Annotated in this window: 14 protein-coding genes; 6 read left to right on the top strand and 8 right to left on the bottom strand. The window is 34.2% G+C overall.

The window, feature by feature from the left end; genetic code table 11:
• Positions 1-2: 2 nt before the first annotated feature.
• The 4 genes from gpsA to ACM9HF_RS15435 form a co-directional block, all read right to left on the bottom strand.
• Positions 3-1,010, bottom strand: coding sequence for an NAD(P)H-dependent glycerol-3-phosphate dehydrogenase (gpsA, locus tag ACM9HF_RS15450; RefSeq protein ID WP_473610846.1), 1,008 nt, complete (start codon positions 1,008-1,010; stop codon positions 3-5).
• 5 nt (positions 1,011-1,015) lie between these two features.
• Positions 1,016-1,525 (bottom strand): protein-export chaperone SecB, encoded by a 510-nt coding sequence (secB, locus tag ACM9HF_RS15445; RefSeq protein ID WP_473610842.1) that lies wholly within the window; start codon positions 1,523-1,525, stop codon positions 1,016-1,018.
• Between the two features lie 97 nt (positions 1,526-1,622).
• Complete coding sequence (gene grxC / locus ACM9HF_RS15440; RefSeq protein ID WP_473610838.1) at positions 1,623-1,877, bottom strand: glutaredoxin 3; 255 nt, start codon at positions 1,875-1,877, stop codon at positions 1,623-1,625.
• Positions 1,878-1,891: 14 nt separating this feature from the next.
• Positions 1,892-2,317: a rhodanese-like domain-containing protein gene (locus ACM9HF_RS15435; protein ID WP_473610835.1), complete on the bottom strand. Its 426-nt coding sequence runs from the start codon at positions 2,315-2,317 to the stop codon at positions 1,892-1,894.
• Between the two features lie 251 nt (positions 2,318-2,568).
• Between ACM9HF_RS15435 and gpmI the strand changes: the two genes are divergently transcribed.
• The 3 genes from gpmI (at position 2,569) to ACM9HF_RS15420 (ending at position 6,135) form a co-directional block, all read left to right on the top strand.
• The gene (gpmI, locus tag ACM9HF_RS15430) at positions 2,569-4,128 is read left to right on the top strand and encodes a 2,3-bisphosphoglycerate-independent phosphoglycerate mutase (protein WP_473610833.1); all 1,560 of its coding nucleotides are present in this window, start codon (positions 2,569-2,571) and stop codon (positions 4,126-4,128) included.
• A 10-nt stretch (positions 4,129-4,138) separates the two neighbouring features.
• A complete protein-coding gene (locus ACM9HF_RS15425) occupies positions 4,139-5,290 on the top strand; it encodes a murein hydrolase activator EnvC family protein (RefSeq protein ID WP_473610829.1) in 1,152 nt (383 codons plus the stop codon).
• 98 nt (positions 5,291-5,388) lie between these two features.
• Complete coding sequence (locus ACM9HF_RS15420; protein WP_473610825.1) at positions 5,389-6,135, top strand: divergent polysaccharide deacetylase family protein; 747 nt, start codon at positions 5,389-5,391, stop codon at positions 6,133-6,135.
• A gap of 34 nt (positions 6,136-6,169) precedes the next feature.
• Here the strand turns inward: ACM9HF_RS15420 and ACM9HF_RS15415 are convergent, their stop codons facing one another.
• Complete coding sequence (locus ACM9HF_RS15415; RefSeq protein WP_473610821.1) at positions 6,170-6,934, bottom strand: S1 family peptidase; 765 nt, start codon at positions 6,932-6,934, stop codon at positions 6,170-6,172.
• 260 nt (positions 6,935-7,194) lie between these two features.
• Between ACM9HF_RS15415 and ACM9HF_RS15410 the strand changes: the two genes are divergently transcribed.
• The gene (locus ACM9HF_RS15410) at positions 7,195-7,965 is read left to right on the top strand and encodes a PEP-CTERM/exosortase system-associated acyltransferase (RefSeq protein WP_473610816.1); all 771 of its coding nucleotides are present in this window, start codon (positions 7,195-7,197) and stop codon (positions 7,963-7,965) included.
• Positions 7,966-7,979: 14 nt separating this feature from the next.
• Positions 7,980-9,929, top strand: a complete 1,950-nt coding sequence (locus ACM9HF_RS15405; protein ID WP_473610813.1) for a ThiF family adenylyltransferase — start codon at positions 7,980-7,982, stop codon at positions 9,927-9,929.
• A 349-nt stretch (positions 9,930-10,278) separates the two neighbouring features.
• Here ACM9HF_RS15405 and pepA read toward each other — a convergent pair whose 3' ends face one another.
• From pepA to prsT (ACM9HF_RS15390), 3 genes are all read right to left on the bottom strand, one after another.
• On the bottom strand, positions 10,279-11,052 hold the full coding sequence (gene pepA, locus ACM9HF_RS15400) for a flocculation-associated PEP-CTERM protein PepA (protein ID WP_473610809.1): 774 nt from the start codon (positions 11,050-11,052) through the stop codon (positions 10,279-10,281).
• A gap of 179 nt (positions 11,053-11,231) precedes the next feature.
• Complete coding sequence (gene prsT / locus ACM9HF_RS15395) at positions 11,232-13,997, bottom strand: XrtA/PEP-CTERM system TPR-repeat protein PrsT (RefSeq protein WP_473610805.1); 2,766 nt, start codon at positions 13,995-13,997, stop codon at positions 11,232-11,234.
• 36 nt (positions 13,998-14,033) lie between these two features.
• Positions 14,034-16,775: an XrtA/PEP-CTERM system TPR-repeat protein PrsT gene (gene prsT / locus ACM9HF_RS15390; protein ID WP_473610801.1), complete on the bottom strand. Its 2,742-nt coding sequence runs from the start codon at positions 16,773-16,775 to the stop codon at positions 14,034-14,036.
• 318 nt (positions 16,776-17,093) lie between these two features.
• Between prsT (ACM9HF_RS15390) and xrt the strand changes: the two genes are divergently transcribed.
• Positions 17,094-18,473 (top strand): exosortase, encoded by a 1,380-nt coding sequence (gene xrt / locus ACM9HF_RS15385; RefSeq protein ID WP_473610797.1) that lies wholly within the window; start codon positions 17,094-17,096, stop codon positions 18,471-18,473.
• Positions 18,474-18,488 lie beyond the last annotated feature (15 nt).

Here is an 18,488-nt window from a genome sequence, read left to right as displayed (position 1 = left end):
AATTATTCATAAGTGCGCTCTCGCGAAAGTAAATCAGCAGCGGCTATTTTTGCAGGTTTATCACAGTATAGTACTTGATAAACTTGCTCTACGATTGGCATTTCAACATTCATTCGTTTCGCCAACATATATACTTCATGAGTATTTCTATAACCTTCAACCACTTGGCCAATATCTTTCATCGCCTGCTCAGTATCAATGCCTCTACCAAGGGCTAAACCAAAACGTCGGTTTCTTGATTGATCATCAGTACAGGTCAATACTAAGTCACCTAAACCTGCCATTCCCATAAAAGTATTAGCTTCAGCACCAAGCGCTGTGCCAAGCCGAGTCATTTCAACTAACCCACGAGTGATGAGTGCAGTTCGAGCATTAGCTCCAAAACCTATGCCATCAGCCATACCTGCGCCAATAGCAATAACATTTTTTACTGCTCCACCCAGTTGAACACCAATAAAGTCATTATTACTGTATACGCGGAATGTTTTTTCACAGTGAAGTAAGTTAGAAATGTCTTTAACAAACTCGTCGTCTGTTGAAGAAACTGAAATTGCTGTTGGTAATCCCATAGCCATTTCTCTGGCAAAAGTTGGCCCAGATAAAACAGCTAAAGAGATTTTATCACCTAATACTTCACGAGCTACATCTTGTAGAAGACGTCCTGTATCTGGCTCTAAACCTTTTGTAGCCCAAGCTACACGAGAAAATTTATCAAGGTAAGGTTTTATTTGTTTCAATGTATCAGCAAATGCATGACTTGGAACAACAATAAGGATATTTGCACTTGAACGAACGGTTTTCTCTAAATCGCTCTCTAAAATTAAAGACTCAGGAAAAAAACAATCCGGGAGGTATTTATGATTCTCCCTTGTTCTCTTCATTTCAATTATATGTGCATGATCACGAGCCCATAAAGTGGTTTGATGCCCATTACGTGCTAGTGAAACAGCAAGAGCAGTGCCGTAAGAGCCTGCTCCTATAACTGAGATGCTTTTATTGAGAGATGACATTAAAACTAGTGTGTCTCAATTCCTGAAGGAGCGCTTTCTGCTCCTGCAGTTTCTTGAGCTTTTTGTTGAACATAAGAAGCAAATAACGCTTCAAAGTTAACAGGAGCTAAGTTTAGTTGAGGAAAAGAACCACGACTTACAAGATTTGCAACAGTTTCACGTGCATATGGAAATAATGTTGTAGGGCAAAAAGCACCAATTGCATGAGCCAATTGAGCTTCAGGTAAATTACCAATAGTAAAAATACCCGCTTGTTGTACTTCCGCTAAGAAAGCTGTTTTTTCATTAACTATTGCAGTAACAGTTAATGATAATACAACTTCGTATGTATCTTCAGCTAATTTATCTGAACGAGTATCAATATCTAACTTTACTTCAGGCTTCCAATCTTGTTGAAAAATAGCTGGAGAGTTAGGCGTTTCAAATGAAACATCTTTTGTATAAACACGTTGAATTGCAAACTGAGGTGCTGATTCAGATGTTGCTGCTTCGTTGCTTTGAATGTCATCAGACATAATAAATACTTCCTATTTTAATGGCACTAAAACAGCACCTAATTTATTTTATTTGGATATGAAAACACGATAGTCGATAGTTTACATAATACGGGGGTTACTTTAATAACTCATCTAATTGGCCACTGTTGTGCAATGCATATAAATCATCGCAACCACCAATGTGATTATCATCAAAAAAGATTTGAGGAACAGTATAAGCGCCATCACTACGATCAATCATCTTAGTTCTAAGGTCATTATTACCATCAATTTTAATTTCGTTAAATGTTACACCTTTTTGTGATAGAAGCGCTTTCGCTCTCATACAATAAGGGCATGTTACTTTAGTATAAATGTCTACAACAGCCATAATATCTCTACTGATTATTTTGAAACAGGTAATCCACCACTAAGCCATGAATTCATACCACCTTTAAGCAAACTGGTTTTAGTGAATCCTGCTTTATACAAGGAATCGGCAACTTTAACCGCAGTTAAACCAGCAGCGCATACTACAATGATGGGTTTATCTTTATATTTTTCAAGGGTAGCGAAATCACTCTTATTCGCTTTTTCGCTACTTAAACGCTTTGCGTCAAGAATATGTCCTGCATTAAATTCTTTTTCTGCCCTAATATCAACAACAACCCCCTCCTCCCTATTCATCAAAAAAGTCAGTTCTTGTGTACTGATTTTCTTTATAGGGGATAATTGAATTTTGATCGTTGTGTATATAAGTAAAAGTACAATTCCACCCCAAGCACCACTCAATAAAGCGTGATTACTTGCAAAAGCAATAAGTTGTTCCATAAAAAACCATTTTCTCTATAAATTTCCCCATAGTATACAGGCTAATAACTTGTTGCCGCAATAAAGAATAGGATCCACTTGTTAGTTATTTAAACTACATTGATGAAAGTTAACAAGGAACATTTCATGGTCATCTACACAAGAAATTATATCTTCGTCTTGGTATAATGTGGCACTATTCATCTTTTCGTAGCGTACCATTATAATATTTGGGCTATTGATATATAAACTTAGTTCTATAGGAAATCTTCATGTCACATAAAAAATCAACTGTACTCATTATTTTAGATGGTTGGGGCTATCGCGAAAATCAAGATTCTAATGCTATCTACCATGCTAAAACACCTTTCATCGATAATTTAATGACAACTTGCCCAAGCATGCTTATTGAAACATCAGGCATGGCTGTAGGTTTACCTGATGGACAAATGGGCAACTCTGAAGTTGGACACGTAAATTTAGGCGCTGGCCGTGTAGTTTATCAAGACTTTACTCGCATCACTAAATCAATTGCTGATAACGAGTTTAATAGTAACCCAACCTTATCAACTGCTGTTGATGAAGCCGTAAAAAAAGATAAGGCTGTTCACATTTTTGGTCTACTCTCTCCAGGCGGTGTACATAGTCATGACGAACATATTTTAGCTATGATCGAGCTTGCTAAAAATAAAGGAGCCAAAAAGGTTTACTTACATGCATTTTTAGATGGAAGAGATACCCCTCCAAGAAGCGCAGAATCTCCTATAACTAAAGCACAAAATAAATTTGAAGAATTATTCTCAGGTACAGAAGCAACAGGTCAAATTGCTTCAATTATTGGCCGTTATTACGCTATGGACAGAGATCAACGCTGGGATCGTGTTGAAAAAGCCTATAACTTATTAGTTGACGGACAAGGCGAGTACCAATTCAACAACGCTATTGATGCTCTAAATGCCGCTTACGAAAGAGATGAAAATGACGAATTTGTTGATGCATCCGCTATTTTAGATCCCGACGGCAATACTATTAAAGTGAACGATGGCGACTCGCTTATTTTTATGAACTTTAGAGCAGATAGAGCAAGACAATTCAGTCGTTGTTTCACTGAGAAAAATTTTGAAGGTTTTACTCGAAACAGAACACCAGAGTTATCTAGCTTTGTAACCTTAACTCAATATGCAGAAGATATTGACGCCGAGTGCGCATTTCCACCAGTAGCTTTACATAATGTTATGGGTGAATGGTTAGAAAAAAACAATAAAACGCAATTACGCATTTCTGAAACAGAGAAATATGCACATGTTACTTTCTTCTTTAGTGGTGGTCGAGAAGATGAGTTTATTGGTGAAGAACGTATTTTAGTTCCGTCTCCTTCAGTGGCTACTTACGACTTACAACCAGAAATGAATTCAAAACTATTAACAGATGAACTAGTAGGTGCTATTGAAAGCGGTAAGCACGACTTTATTGTTTGTAATTACCCTAATGGCGATATGGTAGGCCATACGGGTGATTTCGATGCTGCAGTTAAAGCTTGTGAAGCCGTTGATGGTGCAATTCAACGAGTTGTTGAAGCTATAAGAGCAACAGGTAGTGAATGTTTAATTACAGCTGATCACGGTAACGCTGAACAAATGCTTGATCCTATAACTGGTCAAGCTCATACCGCTCATACCTGTGAACCCGTTCCATTAATTTACGTTGGTAGAGATGCAACGCCAGCAAAAACAGGAACGTTAAGCGATATTTCACCAACAATCCTAAAACTTATGGGGTTACCTCAACCTGAAGAAATGACAGGTTCTGTTTTAATGAATTTAAAAGATTAATTAGTTATTAATGAAGTTTCTTCATTTTGTTAAAAACACGATAAGGTTATGCGCATTACTTTGTGTATTTTCTTTATCGTGTTTAGCAAATCCCTTCTTTGATAATCAATCATCAACAAATAAAAAATTAAAGGATGTAAAATCTGAAATTTCTCAAACAAAATCAGCACTTCAAGCTGTTAACAAAAAAAGAACTTTATTAGAAAATCAACTTAAAAATAGCGATCTTGCTATTTCATCAATTACCCAAGAAATACAAGAAAACACACACAATAAGCAAGCTATACAAAATAAATTAGTTGAGCTTGAACAAACCAAAAACAGATTAATAACCGACAAAACACGTCAAGAAAAACTACTAGCAAAACAACTAAGAGCCGCCTATTCAGCTGGCCATCACGATTATATAAAATTATTACTTAATCAAAAGAATCCAGCAACTATTCAACGAACGATTACTCATTATCAATATGTGAATAATGCACGAATTAAAGAAATTGAAAGTTTTAAAAAAACCATTGATGAACTCGTTGTTGTAGAAGAGAAACATAAGACACAGTCAATAGCATTAGATAAAATAACTAACGAACTAGCTACCAACAAAAAATCGCTAGAAGAAAGTAAAGAAAAAAGAACTAAAACTTTAACACTTATTAAAAAAGAGCAATTAAGCAAACAGCAGCAACTAGATAAACTTATTTCAGAAGAAAAAAGTTTAAAAGACACATTAAACAAACTTGAACTTTTAGCTAAAGCCAGTAAAAACCTAAGTGGGCTTGCTAAATTGAAAAGAAAATTAAAATGGCCAGTATCAGGCCGTATAGCACATAGTTTTGGTACCCAAAAACATGGCTACATAAAATGGAAGGGAGTGTTAACAAGAGCAAAATTAGGTGAACAAGTAAAGTCTATATATAACGGAAAAGTTTTATTTTCTGATTGGTTAAAAGGTTATGGCTTAGTCACAATTATCGACCATGGTAAGGGCTATATGAGCTTATACGGCTACAATCAAACGTTACTAAAAAAAGTAGGTGAATATGTAGAACAAGGCGAGCCTATTGCATTAGTGGGGCAAAGTGGTGGGCAATCTCAACCTGGACTCTATTTTGAAATTCGTCATGCGGGTCAGGCAAAAAATCCAAAACTTTGGTGTAGATAACTCCAAGTAAGTATTAAATAATGATATTTCAATTCGATTTACAATGCGTAAAATGTTAATATTCTAACCCATCCTATCTATCACTTCAGATTTTTACCTTGCGTATATTTATCCTATTAATACTCAGCCTTACCTCATGTTACTCTGTTGCGGCAAAAGATAAAGTTGCTATTATTATTGATGATATCGGTTACAGAAAAACAGATGTGAATATACTAAACCTTCCCTCAAACATTACATTTTCTATTTTACCCCATACCCCCTATGGTAAATCGCTGGCTGAACAAGGCTTCATGAATAAACATGAAATAATGTTGCATATCCCAATGCAGGCTGAAAATGGAAAGCTTTTAGGGCCAGGAGGATTAACCAACGACATGAATGAATCAATGATCCGTACTAGCCTTAAAGAAGCGTTCGCAGAAATTCCCTTTGCCATTGGTATTAATAATCACATGGGAAGTTTACTCACTGCATTACGTCAACCAATGTCATGGGTAATGAAGTTCATTAAAGAGCAAAATGTTATTTTTATCGACAGTGCAACCTCTTCAAACAGCAAGGCTGGTGCAATCGCTAAACAGTTGGGCATTCCGACGCTACAAAGAGATGTTTTTTTAGATAATAACCTTGAATATCATTACATAGCTAAACAGTTTTCATTACTTATAAAACAAGCTAAAAAACATGGAATAGCCATTGCTATAGCGCATCCTCACCCAGAAAGTATAGACTCAATAAATAAATTACTGCCTCAATTAGCCAGACAAAATATTGAGTTAGTTGCTATTTCTCAATTATTCAACATACAACAAGTCGAAAAAAGTAAACAATTGACTGACTAGCTTAATACAATTTTTATACTGTAACCTATGAATCTCAAATTTTAATATTATTTTCTTTCAATAACTGACGAAGATATTTCACTGGAATTGCATAGGTAATACCACTAGGTTTACTAATTACAGCCTCTTTACTTTCTTGAATAAACACTTTATTAATAATACCTACAACTTCACCTGTTTCTCTATCGTACATAGCACTACCACTGTTGCCAGGATAAGCTGTTGCATCAAGTTGATAAACCATAAAAGGATCGCGTAACTGCCTAAGCATTCTCATACTTAATTGCTTTATATCATTCACAGGAGTTATCGTTGGAGTAATTGCTGCAATAATCCCCCTATGTGTAACAGGATATAAACCGAGAACCGCGCCAATAGGAAACCCCGTAAACGCCACATAAGAACCTTCTCTTACATACTCATCAACTCCTAAAGATATAGGGGGTAATGATGCTCCCTCAATTTTTAGAATGGCTAAGTCGTGTTTTTGAGATTTAGCTACAAGAGATGCTTTACGCACTATAGCTTCTTTGCCTGTTCCTACAAAAACAGCCATTTCTTGCAATAATCTCTCATCTAACTCTTCAGAAACCACATGGTAATTAGTAGCAATATAACGGCCATTCCCAATGGCAAAACCACTTCCTTTTAATATATTTTTTGGATTACCTGTCGGCGTATAAATACCAACTCCCACAATAGAAGGTTTAACCCTTTCAAGTGTATCTGCTAATTCAGCCGTCGCCGTTTGAAGTAAAAAGAAAGATAAAAGCGAGATACATTTAAATAAATAATTCATTAGAGACCCTTTTAATTTTCAATATCTTAGCAGATAAATAGATTTTAATATTAATTATGCCTTACTTTATGAGTATTTTTAGCCATAATTAAAACTATATTAATTATGATATACCAAAGTTGTAATGAAAACGTATACAGAATAATTTTACTTCCATGGAAAACAACGCTTTGCATTTAAAAAGTTAGTATTAATCTGTGTAAAACTGTTATATTTATAAACAGCTATTCGATACATATCTAAGTAGAGTGCTATAAATTATGAACTCATACTCCATTGCTGATAATTTTAATCACTTTTTTAAAATTAAATTTGCCAATAATAAACTACTTAGGCAGGAAGCCTTCAAAATCCGTTACGGCGTTTATAGCCGAGAATTAGGCTGGGAACCTGAAAATGAATTAGAATTAGAAATAGATGAATGTGATGATTATTCATATCACTGCTTATTAGAGCACCGACGCACTAATGCTTATGCGGGTTGTGTAAGGTTAGTGATCCCGCCAGTTAATAATCCAAACCTCCCACTCCCTTTCGAAGCTAATTGCTTACATAGTGCTAGAACCGATATCTTAGATTCTACTACTTTCGATCGAGGCAGTTTTGGAGAAATATCAAGATTAGCGGTTCTCGATACATTCAGACGTCGAGCTAAAGAGAAAAGCGTACCTTTTGTTCTTCAGGATATTAATCCTGAAACAGTATATACAGAAGAAGAGCGAAGAAATTTTCCAAATATCGCTATGGGCTTATATTTGGCTGCCGTTGCGCTAGCTGACATATGTAATCATAGAGGTATGTTTGTTATGATGGAACCTCGGTTAAATAAAAGATTACAGCGCTTTGGTTTGCCTTTTGAACAAGTGGGTGATGAAATTGATTATCATGGATTGCGAGCAATGTTTTATTTAGAAAAAGATAAGTTTAATTCTGAACTTTCAGAAGAACTGCTTGCCCTTTATAAGATAATTTATAATGATCTAGCCCAGCAAATGAGCCTTATTCCGTTTACAGATAGTACGGATAAATAACAAGGATAATAGACATGAGCCACTCTTTTAATTACGAACTTGCATTTTCTCGTAATATTGGCTGGGTTACCGAAGAAGAACAAGCCATATTAAAAACTAAACGCGTCGCAATTGCTGGGATGGGAGGCGTTGGTGGGTCTCATGTATTAACACTTGTAAGACTTGGTATAACCAAATTCCATCTTTCTGATTTTGATGAATTCGCTTGTGAAAATACCAACCGACAAGCTGGCGCAAATATTAATTCTTATGATAAAAAGAAACTTGATATTATGGTATCAATGGCGAAAGCTATAAATCCTGAAATTGAAATCAAATTATGGCCAGAAGGAATAAATCCAGAGAATACTAACGAATTTCTTGAAGATGTAGATTGCTACGTAGATTCTTTAGATTTTTTTGCTCTAGAAGCTAGAAAACTTATTTTTAAGCTATGCGCAGAAAAAAGCATTCCTGCAACGACTGCCGCCCCCATTGGAATGGGAACCGCATACTTAAATTTCTTACCTGGAAAAATGACGTTTGAAGAATACTTTCAATTGGATGGCTATACTGAAAATGAACAATATTTACGTTTTTTTCTTGGATTAACACCTGCTGCTTTACAACAAGCTTACTTAGTAGACCCCACCAAATTAGATTTAGCCAATAAAAAAGGCCCCTCGACTATTATAGGATGTCAGCTTGCAGCTGGAGTTACAGCTGCTCAAGTTGCAAAAATATTCTTAAATAGAGGAGACGTTTTAAACGTGCCTTACGGCTTGCATTTTGATGCTTATACAAACCAATACAAAAAAACATGGCGACCTATGGGTAACAACAATCCCATACAAAAGCTAGCTTATAAAATAGGAAAGAAAAGATTGCTTGACAACCCCATGGCTTCGCCTGAAGCTGCAATTCAAACCTTAACCACCGCTGAAGAAATCATTAATTTAGCAAGGTGGGCACCAAGTGGCGATAACACCCAATGTTGGAAATTTCAGCTTATAAATGACATCTCTTTTGTTGTTATAGCTAATGATACACGCGACTCTGTAGTTTATGATTTAGATGGGCACTCGAGCCATGTGGCTCATGGCGCTCTACTTGAAACAATTGAAATTGCCGCGAGTCAATTTGGTTTTTCTGTCGACATCAAGTCTGATTACGCAGATGATACTCAATTGAAGTTCCACGTATCTTTAATTAAAAACGCTACGATTGATGTGAGTAAACTAGCGCCGTATATAAAAACCCGCACAGTACAACGCCGGCCGATGGGAACCCAACCTTTAACGGCAGCAGAAAAAGCACAATTAGAACAAGAAGTGCCCGATGGATATAAAATTAAATGGTTCGAAAGCAAAGAAGATAAACTTGCCATCGCTAAGCTTAATTTTTGTAATGCAAAAACTCGATTAACCATGTACGAAGCATACAAGGTACACAAAGAAATAATTGATTGGAATAAACAGTACAGCGAAACAAAAATACCTGAACAGGCTCTTGGTGTAGACTGGCTAACAGCCAGAATGATGCAGTGGTTATTTAAAAGCTGGGGAAGAGTTAAGTTTGCTAATACTTATTTAGCCGGTACTTTATTACCTCGACTTCAGTTAGACTTTATTCCTAGCCTTAAAAGCTCAGCACATTTTGCTATTATTGCAGAAAAAGCACCAAAAACTATCGAAGAATACATTACTGTAGGCCGAATACTGCAAAGAGTTTGGCTCACCGCTACAAAATTACAATTAGGTTTTCAACCAGAACAAACCCCTGTTATTTTTTCTAGATATATTGATAATGAAATCAGATTTACCGAAGACATTAACGTTATTAATAATGCAAACAAAGGGAAAGCCTTATTTGAGTCTATTTTTGAACAAGCTAACAATACCGTATTTCTTGCTCGATTAGGACGTTCTACGGCTCCTAAGTCTCGCTCAATTAGAAAACCATTAGATGACCTGATCATTCGTTAATTATTCAACTAAAGCTTCTAGCTAAATAGAGTAAGGTTTTTAATATAAGGTCAGTAATTTTTGTTACTGGCCTTTTTTATGCCTTGAATTTTATAATTAAAAAGGAGCGGCCTTAAATAAAATCAGGAATAACCTAGAGCGTGTATAGTGTTTTTTCGGTTATTTTGAGTAAGTTTCTAAGACATGAGATTTCATTTCAATATAAACAGAATTAAAAATATGTAATTATGAGAGAAAAACAAATAAGTCAACTAATACGCTTTTTATAAGGCCATAATCACATAATTATTTAGCAGACACAAAAAAGCCGAACTGTGTTCGGCTTTTTATTAACTTATAAGCTGATTAATTATGCTTTACGACGACGTGCGCCAGCAAAACCTAATAAACCTAAACCTAAGATAGCTACTGAAGCTGGCTCTGGTACACTTAACGTCATGTTACCGTCATGTGAAATTTGGAAGTTTTGAGTACCACCTATTGCTGGGTAAGTAGGGCTTAAACCAAGTATATCTTGTACAGTTACGATTAAAGTAGCTGATTTAGCACCTGAAGTTGTTGATAAATCATCACCATTAGCGTTAAAGAAGTAACCTGCAGCAAAGTTAAGGCTTAAATCAATACCACAAAAACCTTTGTTTTGTAATGCACCTGGGGTTATATTAATAGAACAGCCGCCAGTGTTTAAACCAAATGAAGCGATTTCTGTTCCGCCGTCAAACATGCCGTTACCAACATTCGTTGTATCAACATATAAACCAGAAGCACCAGCATTGAATGTGATATCTAATGTACCCGTTCCATTGTTTGTTACTGTTCCTGAAAATGCATAGTTGTAAAATACTTCATATGCAGCATCAACACCTAAAAGTGTACCACCAAGTTTAAAGTTTACGATATCAGTAGAACCGAACTCAGAGAAAGCTTCAGTACCTGTAATATCACCACTATGGTCTGTATCAGTTTGTGTTACATCAGCTAAATCAGCATCAAAATCAATAAAATCAAAAACGATTTCAGAACCTGGAGTTCCGTTAAAAGATGAATCGTTAAATGTAACTACATCAGCAGAAGCAGCAAATGAAGCACTAGTGATCAAAGAAGCTAGTAATAATTTTTTCATGGATATGTCCTTTTGTTTAATCATGATTAATGATGTCGCTATCATTAAATCTAAATATCATATAACCAACGTAAAGCAAATATCATACCACAAATAAAAATCACTTAATTATCAATATATTGAATGTTTTTTATTTTTAGTAAACACAAAGCATGTAAAGAATACTGACACCTATTTGATTAAAGTTGCCCGACTAAATGATTATATTTAACTTTTAGATTTTCAGGGATATTAGTTAATTTATTTAGCTCGGCTTTAGCGTCAGCTTTCTGCCCTAATAAAAGGTAAGCTTCGACTAAAATCAATTGTAACTTTTCATTTATAAAAGACTTATTATCTGAGTTTTTAATAAGTTCAACAGCCAACTTGCCGGTATTATTGGCTATTAATACTGTTCCAAGAGTATCGATCGTTGTACTTGATTTAGTTATTTCGTAGGCCTTTTCAGCATAAGGTAAGGCCTCCTCAAATTTTGATTGATTATAAAGCGCCCATGACAAATTATTTAAAACCGCAACATTATTAGGATATTTATCTTTTAAACTGAGGTATAGCTTTTGAGATTTTTCAGGATTAACGTTTAATAACAATTCAGCTAACAGAGCATGATTTGAATCATTCAAGCTAAATGAATTTTCATGTTTTTCTAATATTTCAATAGCTTTATTAATGTTTCCGCTTTGAATCGAAGCCTTAGCCCAACTAAGCGCCAACTCATTGCTAGGTTTTTTAGCATATAACTGAGAAAATTGTTGGCTTGCTTCATTGGCTTTATTTTTTGATAAATTTAGCTGAGCTTTTAGATATATTACATCTTTATTGTTGGGGTATTGAGAATATAGATCATTAATTATTGTCGCAGCAGAATCCTCTCTCTTAAGAGCCATTAACATATTAGCTTTCAATAAGAGTAATTGCTCTTTGCTATCAGCAACATTTAACGCATTATTTATTACGGTTAAAGCTAGCTCTACATTGCCAAGTTTCTCTTCTACGGTTGCATACTCTATCCAAATGTTATGATCGATAGGTTTAGGTTTGTGTTCAACTAAAGATTTATATAACTCTCGAGCTTCTTTTAGCTGTAAGTTACTTACATACAACCTTGCTAACCCTCTTAAATATCGAGGACTTTTTTCCTCAACAGCTGAGGTTTCGAGCAGTTTTATCGCTTCTTTAACCTTTCCATTTGCGCTTAAATTGATAGATAAATCAATCATTACCTCTTGATTATTTGGATATTTCTCAAGTAATTCGTTTAAGTAAGCAATTGTTTCATCTATTTTATTTAACTGTGCATTAATATAAGACAAACGTGCTACAGAAGCTTTATGCGTAGGTTCAAATTCCAGGATTGTTGTAAAATACGACTTAGCCTTTTCCCAATTTTTACTGTTAAATGCAAATTCACCGAGGTAATAATTAGCAGGAACATTTCCTTTATCATTAATGAGTATTTGATTAAATGTTTTTTCAGCTAACATTTGATCACCTTTACTTACGAAAATAAAGCCTTCAAGTAAAGCACCTTTGATCTTTCCAGTTTCTGTTGCCTTGAGTTGCTCTGCTACTTTGAAAGCCCCGGCATAATCTTTATTGTTAATATAATGAGTGGCTAGGATTAGAGACGCACCAACCGATTTATCCTCACTCTGCGCTAACTGCTCTAACAAGGGTAATTGACTTTCATCCCCTTGAGATAATTTTAATGCGCTATATTGAAGAGCAAGATCTTTATTTTCAGGATTAGCTGTTGCTATTTTACTGAGAAGTTTCTCAGCCGCATCCTTTTGCCCTTTTTTCGCAAATTCTTTACTGGCTGCATTGAGGATATTGATATCGTTAATACTAGATGCATCCATCCCTGCAAAAGATAATTCAGCTTCATCTTCAAAGCCTAGCTGTAACTGTAATATAGCTAAAAGCTTTTTGACTTCATGATTATCAGGAAGAAACTGCCCTATTTTACTTAAATGGCTATAAGCTAATTCCAACTCACCTAGTTTAAATGCACTCATTCCTGCGATTAGTTGTCCCATATGGAGTGAAGAATCTATACCAATCGCTTTTTCAGCATATATCTTAGCCTCGGAGAAGTTCTGATGGTTATATTCAACCTGAGCGTTATACAAATTAACAATAGGGTGACCTTGATATAATTGATTAAGCAAAGCTAAATGTTTTTCTGCACTTTCAAAATCTTGGGCACCTAATAAGCTATTAATCAAATAAAGTTTCACTTGAAAATGTCGAGGGTGTAACTTCAAATAAGCGGAATACATTTCAATTGCTTTATCATAGTGAAATTGTGCTTGGTGCAAATGCCCAGAAAGTAGTAATGCTTCAGAAAAACCTTCCGATTGAGATAGTATGTTATTTAACGTGTTGGAAACATCTTCAAACTTTTCACCTGAAAAGTTCAACCAAGCCTGACCGACTTGACTGTATAATGAATCTTCACTAAGCATTGAAGCTTGCCCAATATAATCTTCAGCCATCCCCATTTTACCATCAGAAATAGCAGCTAAACCTGCATACGTGAGGATCATGACGTACTGTTCATCATTATATCCCCCCGAATTATCAGCTAATTCATATACTTCTTGGTACTTGTTTAACAGCATTTTAACTTTAGCTATTTTAGGTAATAATCCTGGAAAATCAGCACCTAATTCTAAAGCCTTATCAAGCTCTTTCTCTGCGGAAAACAAATCACCTTCATTTAAATAAACGGCACCTAATTCATAGCGTGCTTCTATATTTTTAGGCTCCATTCTAACTGCGTTTTTTAAAGATAATATTGCACTTGCATGATCTCCTTGTTCAATTTGAGATTTAGCTTCGACAATATACTCTTCATATGACAAGTTTTTTCCACAACCACTTAAATTAGCCATAGCGATAACTGCTGTTAGCGTTAAAATCTTAATATGCTTATTTTCCATTATAATTGTGCTCTCATTGTCATTAAAACTTAAGGGTTATAACGTATTTTGTAATGCGGTAATGCGCTGTTTTTGTACGCTAGATAAATTATTTGTTGATTTAATAATTTGCTCTGCTTTTTTCAAGCGTTTATTCGCAATTAACACTTCAATGTAATTCAACGTAACATCATTGTCTTTTCCTTCGGACAGTTCATAAGCCTTAACTAGCAGACTTAATGCTTCACTCTTTTTATCCATCTTTAACAATATCATTGCCTGAGTGTCTATAACATTTACAAATTCTGGGGCTAATTTATATGCTTCTTCAGAATAGGCTAATGCTTCCTCAAAATTACCTTGTTCCATTGTTAACCAGGCAACATTATTTAATACCAAAACATTATTAGGGTGTTGCGCCAAAATCTGTTTATAAGCAGCTATAGCTTTATTAGGACTATCACTTATATAAATACTAGCAAGAACTGCACGAACATTGTTATCACTAGCATTTTTTTGTAGATAATTTTCTAGCAGTGAAACTGCTTTATTTTTTTCTTTGTTACCTTGATATGCGTTAGCTAAGAGAATGGCATTTTTAGACAAAGGGAAGGATGTGTAAAATTTAGATAATAAAAGACTCGCTTTGGCATAATCTTGCTCAAGAAAAGCTATTTTGCCCTCTATTCCATGAGTTATCTCAGGTTTAATCCCTTCTTTTTTCAATTCACTATAATAACGCTTAGCTTCCTTTATATTTTTATTATCAAGTAAAAGCTGCATTTTACCCATTTGTAACATCTTATTATCAGTGTGCTGCCCTCTTAAAGCTTTATCTAATAAATTTAATGCTTTATCAATATTGTTACTACGCGAATAATAATCAGCTAACATGACCACAGGTTCAATATGGTACGGATTAATCTTGATCCAGTCCTCAAGTATTGTTTGTGATTTATGTATATTTTGTAACCCACTGTGGCTAAGTACTTTTAATTGCCATAATTTCTTAGGCGTTTTTACTGTAGTCTCATAAGCATCAATTACGTTAATCGCTTCATTAAAGTTTTTCGCATTGATCAGTAACTCTGTATATAACATCCCTACAGTTTGGTTTTTTTCATTTGATTTATACAGATCTTTAATTTTTTCAAAAGCTTCATCATTTTTAAAAACTGAATAATATTGACGAAGTAGATTTACATTGTTTGGAAACGCCGTAACACCAATAGTAGAAATACGTTTGGCTTCATCCAACTCCTTTGAAATTATTGCTAAATTGGTTAATTCAAGTAATGCAAATATATTATTTTGAATAGCTAAACTTTTATTGAGTTCAACTTTAGCTTTTTCAGCTAAGCCTTGTTTTAAATAAACAGCAGCAAGCACATTATATCCACCAGGCTTATCAGGATAATTTTCTTTCCATTTTTCAGCAATCGTTGTAGCTTGAACATAGTCTTTAGCTTGAATAGCAGCATAAGCAAGTGCTAACTCTGCTCCTAAAAAGTCAGGCTTTAAAGCAACAGCATCTTTTAAATTTTGCATACCTGAAGGGTCATTTAGCATAAGCTTTAAAATACCATCACGCATGTTTTGTTCTGCGCCTTCAGGGGCGCTGGTTAAAGCTTGTTTTGCAACAGCTTTAGCATTATCAAAAGCCCCTAATTCAGCTAATTGATAACTTAATGATGACAGGAACTTTTCGTCTTCTGCTGTAGTTGAATTAAAACCTTCTAGTGTTTCAGATATATCTTCTACCAAACCTAATTGTAATTGACTTACAGCAAACATTTTTCTTGCTGGATGTTCTGGAACAAGATATTTAACAATAGACTCTAAATGGTAATGACTTTGTTCATAATTACCTAAAAAGTATGCGCTAACACCTGCTATAAGTTTTAAAGGTCCTTGATTAAACTGAGATTTAAGTGCGGTTTCAGCATGTTCTTTTGCTTTTTGATAGTTTTTTAATTCAAATTGAGACATCGCCTTTACATAGTTGGCAAAAGGCTGATTAGGAGCGGCGTTCAAAATGGTATCAGCGTATCTTTCTGCTTCTAAAAACTTCTCTTCTTTTAATAAAGACTGTGCCAAAAATAAAACTATTACATTTGATTTAGGTTGTAATTTCGCATATTTTAAATAACTTTCAGTTGCCTCTTTATGTTCACCTAAAGCCGTACTTATTTGACCTGACAGTAAAATTGAATCAACTTGTAATGGTGATATTTCTAGTGCTTTATTTATGTGGCCTCTTGCAAGGTTTAGTTTGTTTTCAGCCATTTCTAAATAAGCATTTGCTAATAGTGTGTATGTATTATTAGCAAGTAATTGATTGGCCGATTCAACACTTTCTTTTGCAAGTTCAATATTCCCCGTACGGATAGCAGCTAGAGTTTTATAAGCTAAATAATGCACCTTTTTTTCATCAGCCAAGTTAGAGGCCTTTGCATCAAGATCTAACAAGTCTTCATCAGCGATAGTAAGAATATAAGCACGGGCAAGTAATGGGATGAGTTTATTCTCATCAAATTTGTAATCATAAGCCCTTTTCAACTCTTTCACTGCACCAACACCAAAGCCTTGGCTTAAATAAGTTTCACCTAATAAAAACCGAGCTTCACCATTTTTAGGTTCCAGCTTTACTGCATTTTTCAATTCGATTAATTTAGAATCAATTTCACTAGACTTAAAGCTTTTCGCTTTTTCAATATGAGTACGTGCAGTATCGTTTTCTCCACACCCTGCTAAAGCTAAGATAACCCCTACACTTATCAATAATCTTGCTAATTTCATTGTTACGAATTCCTTTATCAGTTTATTATATAAGCGAAAAATGCATTCACATAAAATTTTTATTTGATTATTCTACCGCTAAATAGAACATTTAACAGAACTTTTTCTATAACAGCAAGTTTAAGAACAGCTAAAATTATATATGCATTAAATTACTAATAGTCACTTCAGTTAAACATTGTTAAAGTGTTAACATACAGTTAAAAATGGAAATGATATTTTTTAGATATGGATGTAATTAGAGCTAGAAGACTATGGCTTTACACCAATTTAGATATTCATAAACCTCTCCACTAAAGCTCGGTTGTACTAAAAAACATGAATATACCAAACAATTATAAGCCTTTTGTTGGCATAGTTTTATTATTTACAATAGTTTCTCTGTTAAATATCCCTATTTTAACCACATTATGGAGACACAGCTTTGATGACGGGACCTATTCACACGCTTATTTAATTCCTTTTATTGTTCTTTATCTTTATTTTAAACTTTCTGAAATTGGTAAGCTGGTTTATAGAGATAAAGTATCTCCATTATCTATTACCATATTATTGGCTTCAGGCTACGCTTTATTTGTTACCTCTAATGCACAAATAAGTATTGGTTTTTGGCTATCTTTTTTAGCTATTACTGTAGCGGGTATTCACACTTTATTTCGATTTAATTGGTATATTATTTTCCCTGCCTGCTTTTTATTATTCATTTTTCCTTTATGGGGCTTGCTCACTAACATATTGCAAGAAATTTCAGTAATTGCTGTTACTTATATGATGAGTTTTACTGGAATACCAACTTATGTAGAAGCGCAATATATAACGATACCTGCAGGTGTTTTTGAAATAGCTGATGGCTGTAGTGGCTTACGTTATATTATTGTTTCTCTTGCTATCAGTTCACTGTTTATTTTTCTTTATATTAACAATGTTAGAAAAGCATTAGTCTTTTTATCAATTGCTATATTAGGGGCGTTAATTACTAATTGGATACGAATAACAGCTCTTATACTTATTGGTGACTATACCGAAATGCAAAGTAGTTTAATGGAAGATCATAATACATTTGGTTGGTATTTATATATACCGTTTATGTTCTTGCTATTTATGTGGGGTAATAAACTCACAACGATTGATTTATTAAACACTAAATCTACAGTAAATTTAAAAAATTATTTACCTGTAAAATTTAACGTTTTACTTGTTTTGTTTTCATTTATAATTTTTTCAACTTCAGCAAAGTACTTGTTATCACATAAACAACCTTTATCTGAACACGTTCAAAATACAGAACAGCCTCAACCTGAAGTATTTAATGCTACATCAATTAGTATATTAAATTTACCCCCTGTAAATAATATCAATTTAATTACTTATCATTTTGATGGCGCTAATTTAGATGGAAAGCCTACGCATTTTAATAATCAATTAATTCCTCTAGGTTGGAAAATAAAAAAACACGTCTTATTAAACAACTGGAATATAAATATAGTCACAAAAAACAGACAAAACGCTTTAGTTCTTTATCAATATGAAATAGACAATCAAAAAACGTCTACTATAAAAGATTTTAAAGTTAATCGTTTGTTAAAAGCTCTTAAAGGTCAGTCAAAGACACAGTTACATTGGGGCTTTTTGCAATGTATAGATAATTGTGAAACGAACTTGATAAACATTAAAAAACAAATAGAACTAATCAATTGATTATAAATCAATTTT

Source organism: Colwellia sp. RE-S-Sl-9 (assembly GCF_048296855.1).
Lineage (GTDB): Bacteria > Pseudomonadota > Gammaproteobacteria > Enterobacterales > Alteromonadaceae > Pseudocolwellia.
This window is presented reverse-complemented; position numbering and strand designations above follow the sequence as displayed.

Bases quoted from the DNA above. Each gene is read 5' to 3' on its own strand.
- gpsA (WP_473610846.1), bottom strand. From the start codon at position 1,010: ATGTCATCTCTCAATAAAAGCATCTCAGTTATAGGAGCAGGCTCTTAC.
- secB (WP_473610842.1), bottom strand. From the start codon at position 1,525: ATGTCTGATGACATTCAAAGCAACGAAGCAGCAACATCTGAATCAGCA.
- grxC (WP_473610838.1), bottom strand. From the start codon at position 1,877: ATGGCTGTTGTAGACATTTATACTAAAGTAACATGCCCTTATTGTATG.
- ACM9HF_RS15435 (WP_473610835.1), bottom strand. From the start codon at position 2,317: ATGGAACAACTTATTGCTTTTGCAAGTAATCACGCTTTATTGAGTGGT.
- gpmI (WP_473610833.1), top strand. From the start codon at position 2,569: ATGTCACATAAAAAATCAACTGTACTCATTATTTTAGATGGTTGGGGC.
- ACM9HF_RS15425 (WP_473610829.1), top strand. From the start codon at position 4,139: ATGAAGTTTCTTCATTTTGTTAAAAACACGATAAGGTTATGCGCATTA.
- ACM9HF_RS15415 (WP_473610821.1), bottom strand. From the start codon at position 6,934: ATGAATTATTTATTTAAATGTATCTCGCTTTTATCTTTCTTTTTACTT.
- ACM9HF_RS15410 (WP_473610816.1), top strand. From the start codon at position 7,195: ATGAACTCATACTCCATTGCTGATAATTTTAATCACTTTTTTAAAATT.
- ACM9HF_RS15405 (WP_473610813.1), top strand. From the start codon at position 7,980: ATGAGCCACTCTTTTAATTACGAACTTGCATTTTCTCGTAATATTGGC.
- pepA (WP_473610809.1), bottom strand. From the start codon at position 11,052: ATGAAAAAATTATTACTAGCTTCTTTGATCACTAGTGCTTCATTTGCT.
- prsT (WP_473610805.1), bottom strand. From the start codon at position 13,997: ATGGAAAATAAGCATATTAAGATTTTAACGCTAACAGCAGTTATCGCT.
- prsT (WP_473610801.1), bottom strand. From the start codon at position 16,775: ATGAAATTAGCAAGATTATTGATAAGTGTAGGGGTTATCTTAGCTTTA.
- xrt (WP_473610797.1), top strand. From the start codon at position 17,094: ATGAATATACCAAACAATTATAAGCCTTTTGTTGGCATAGTTTTATTA.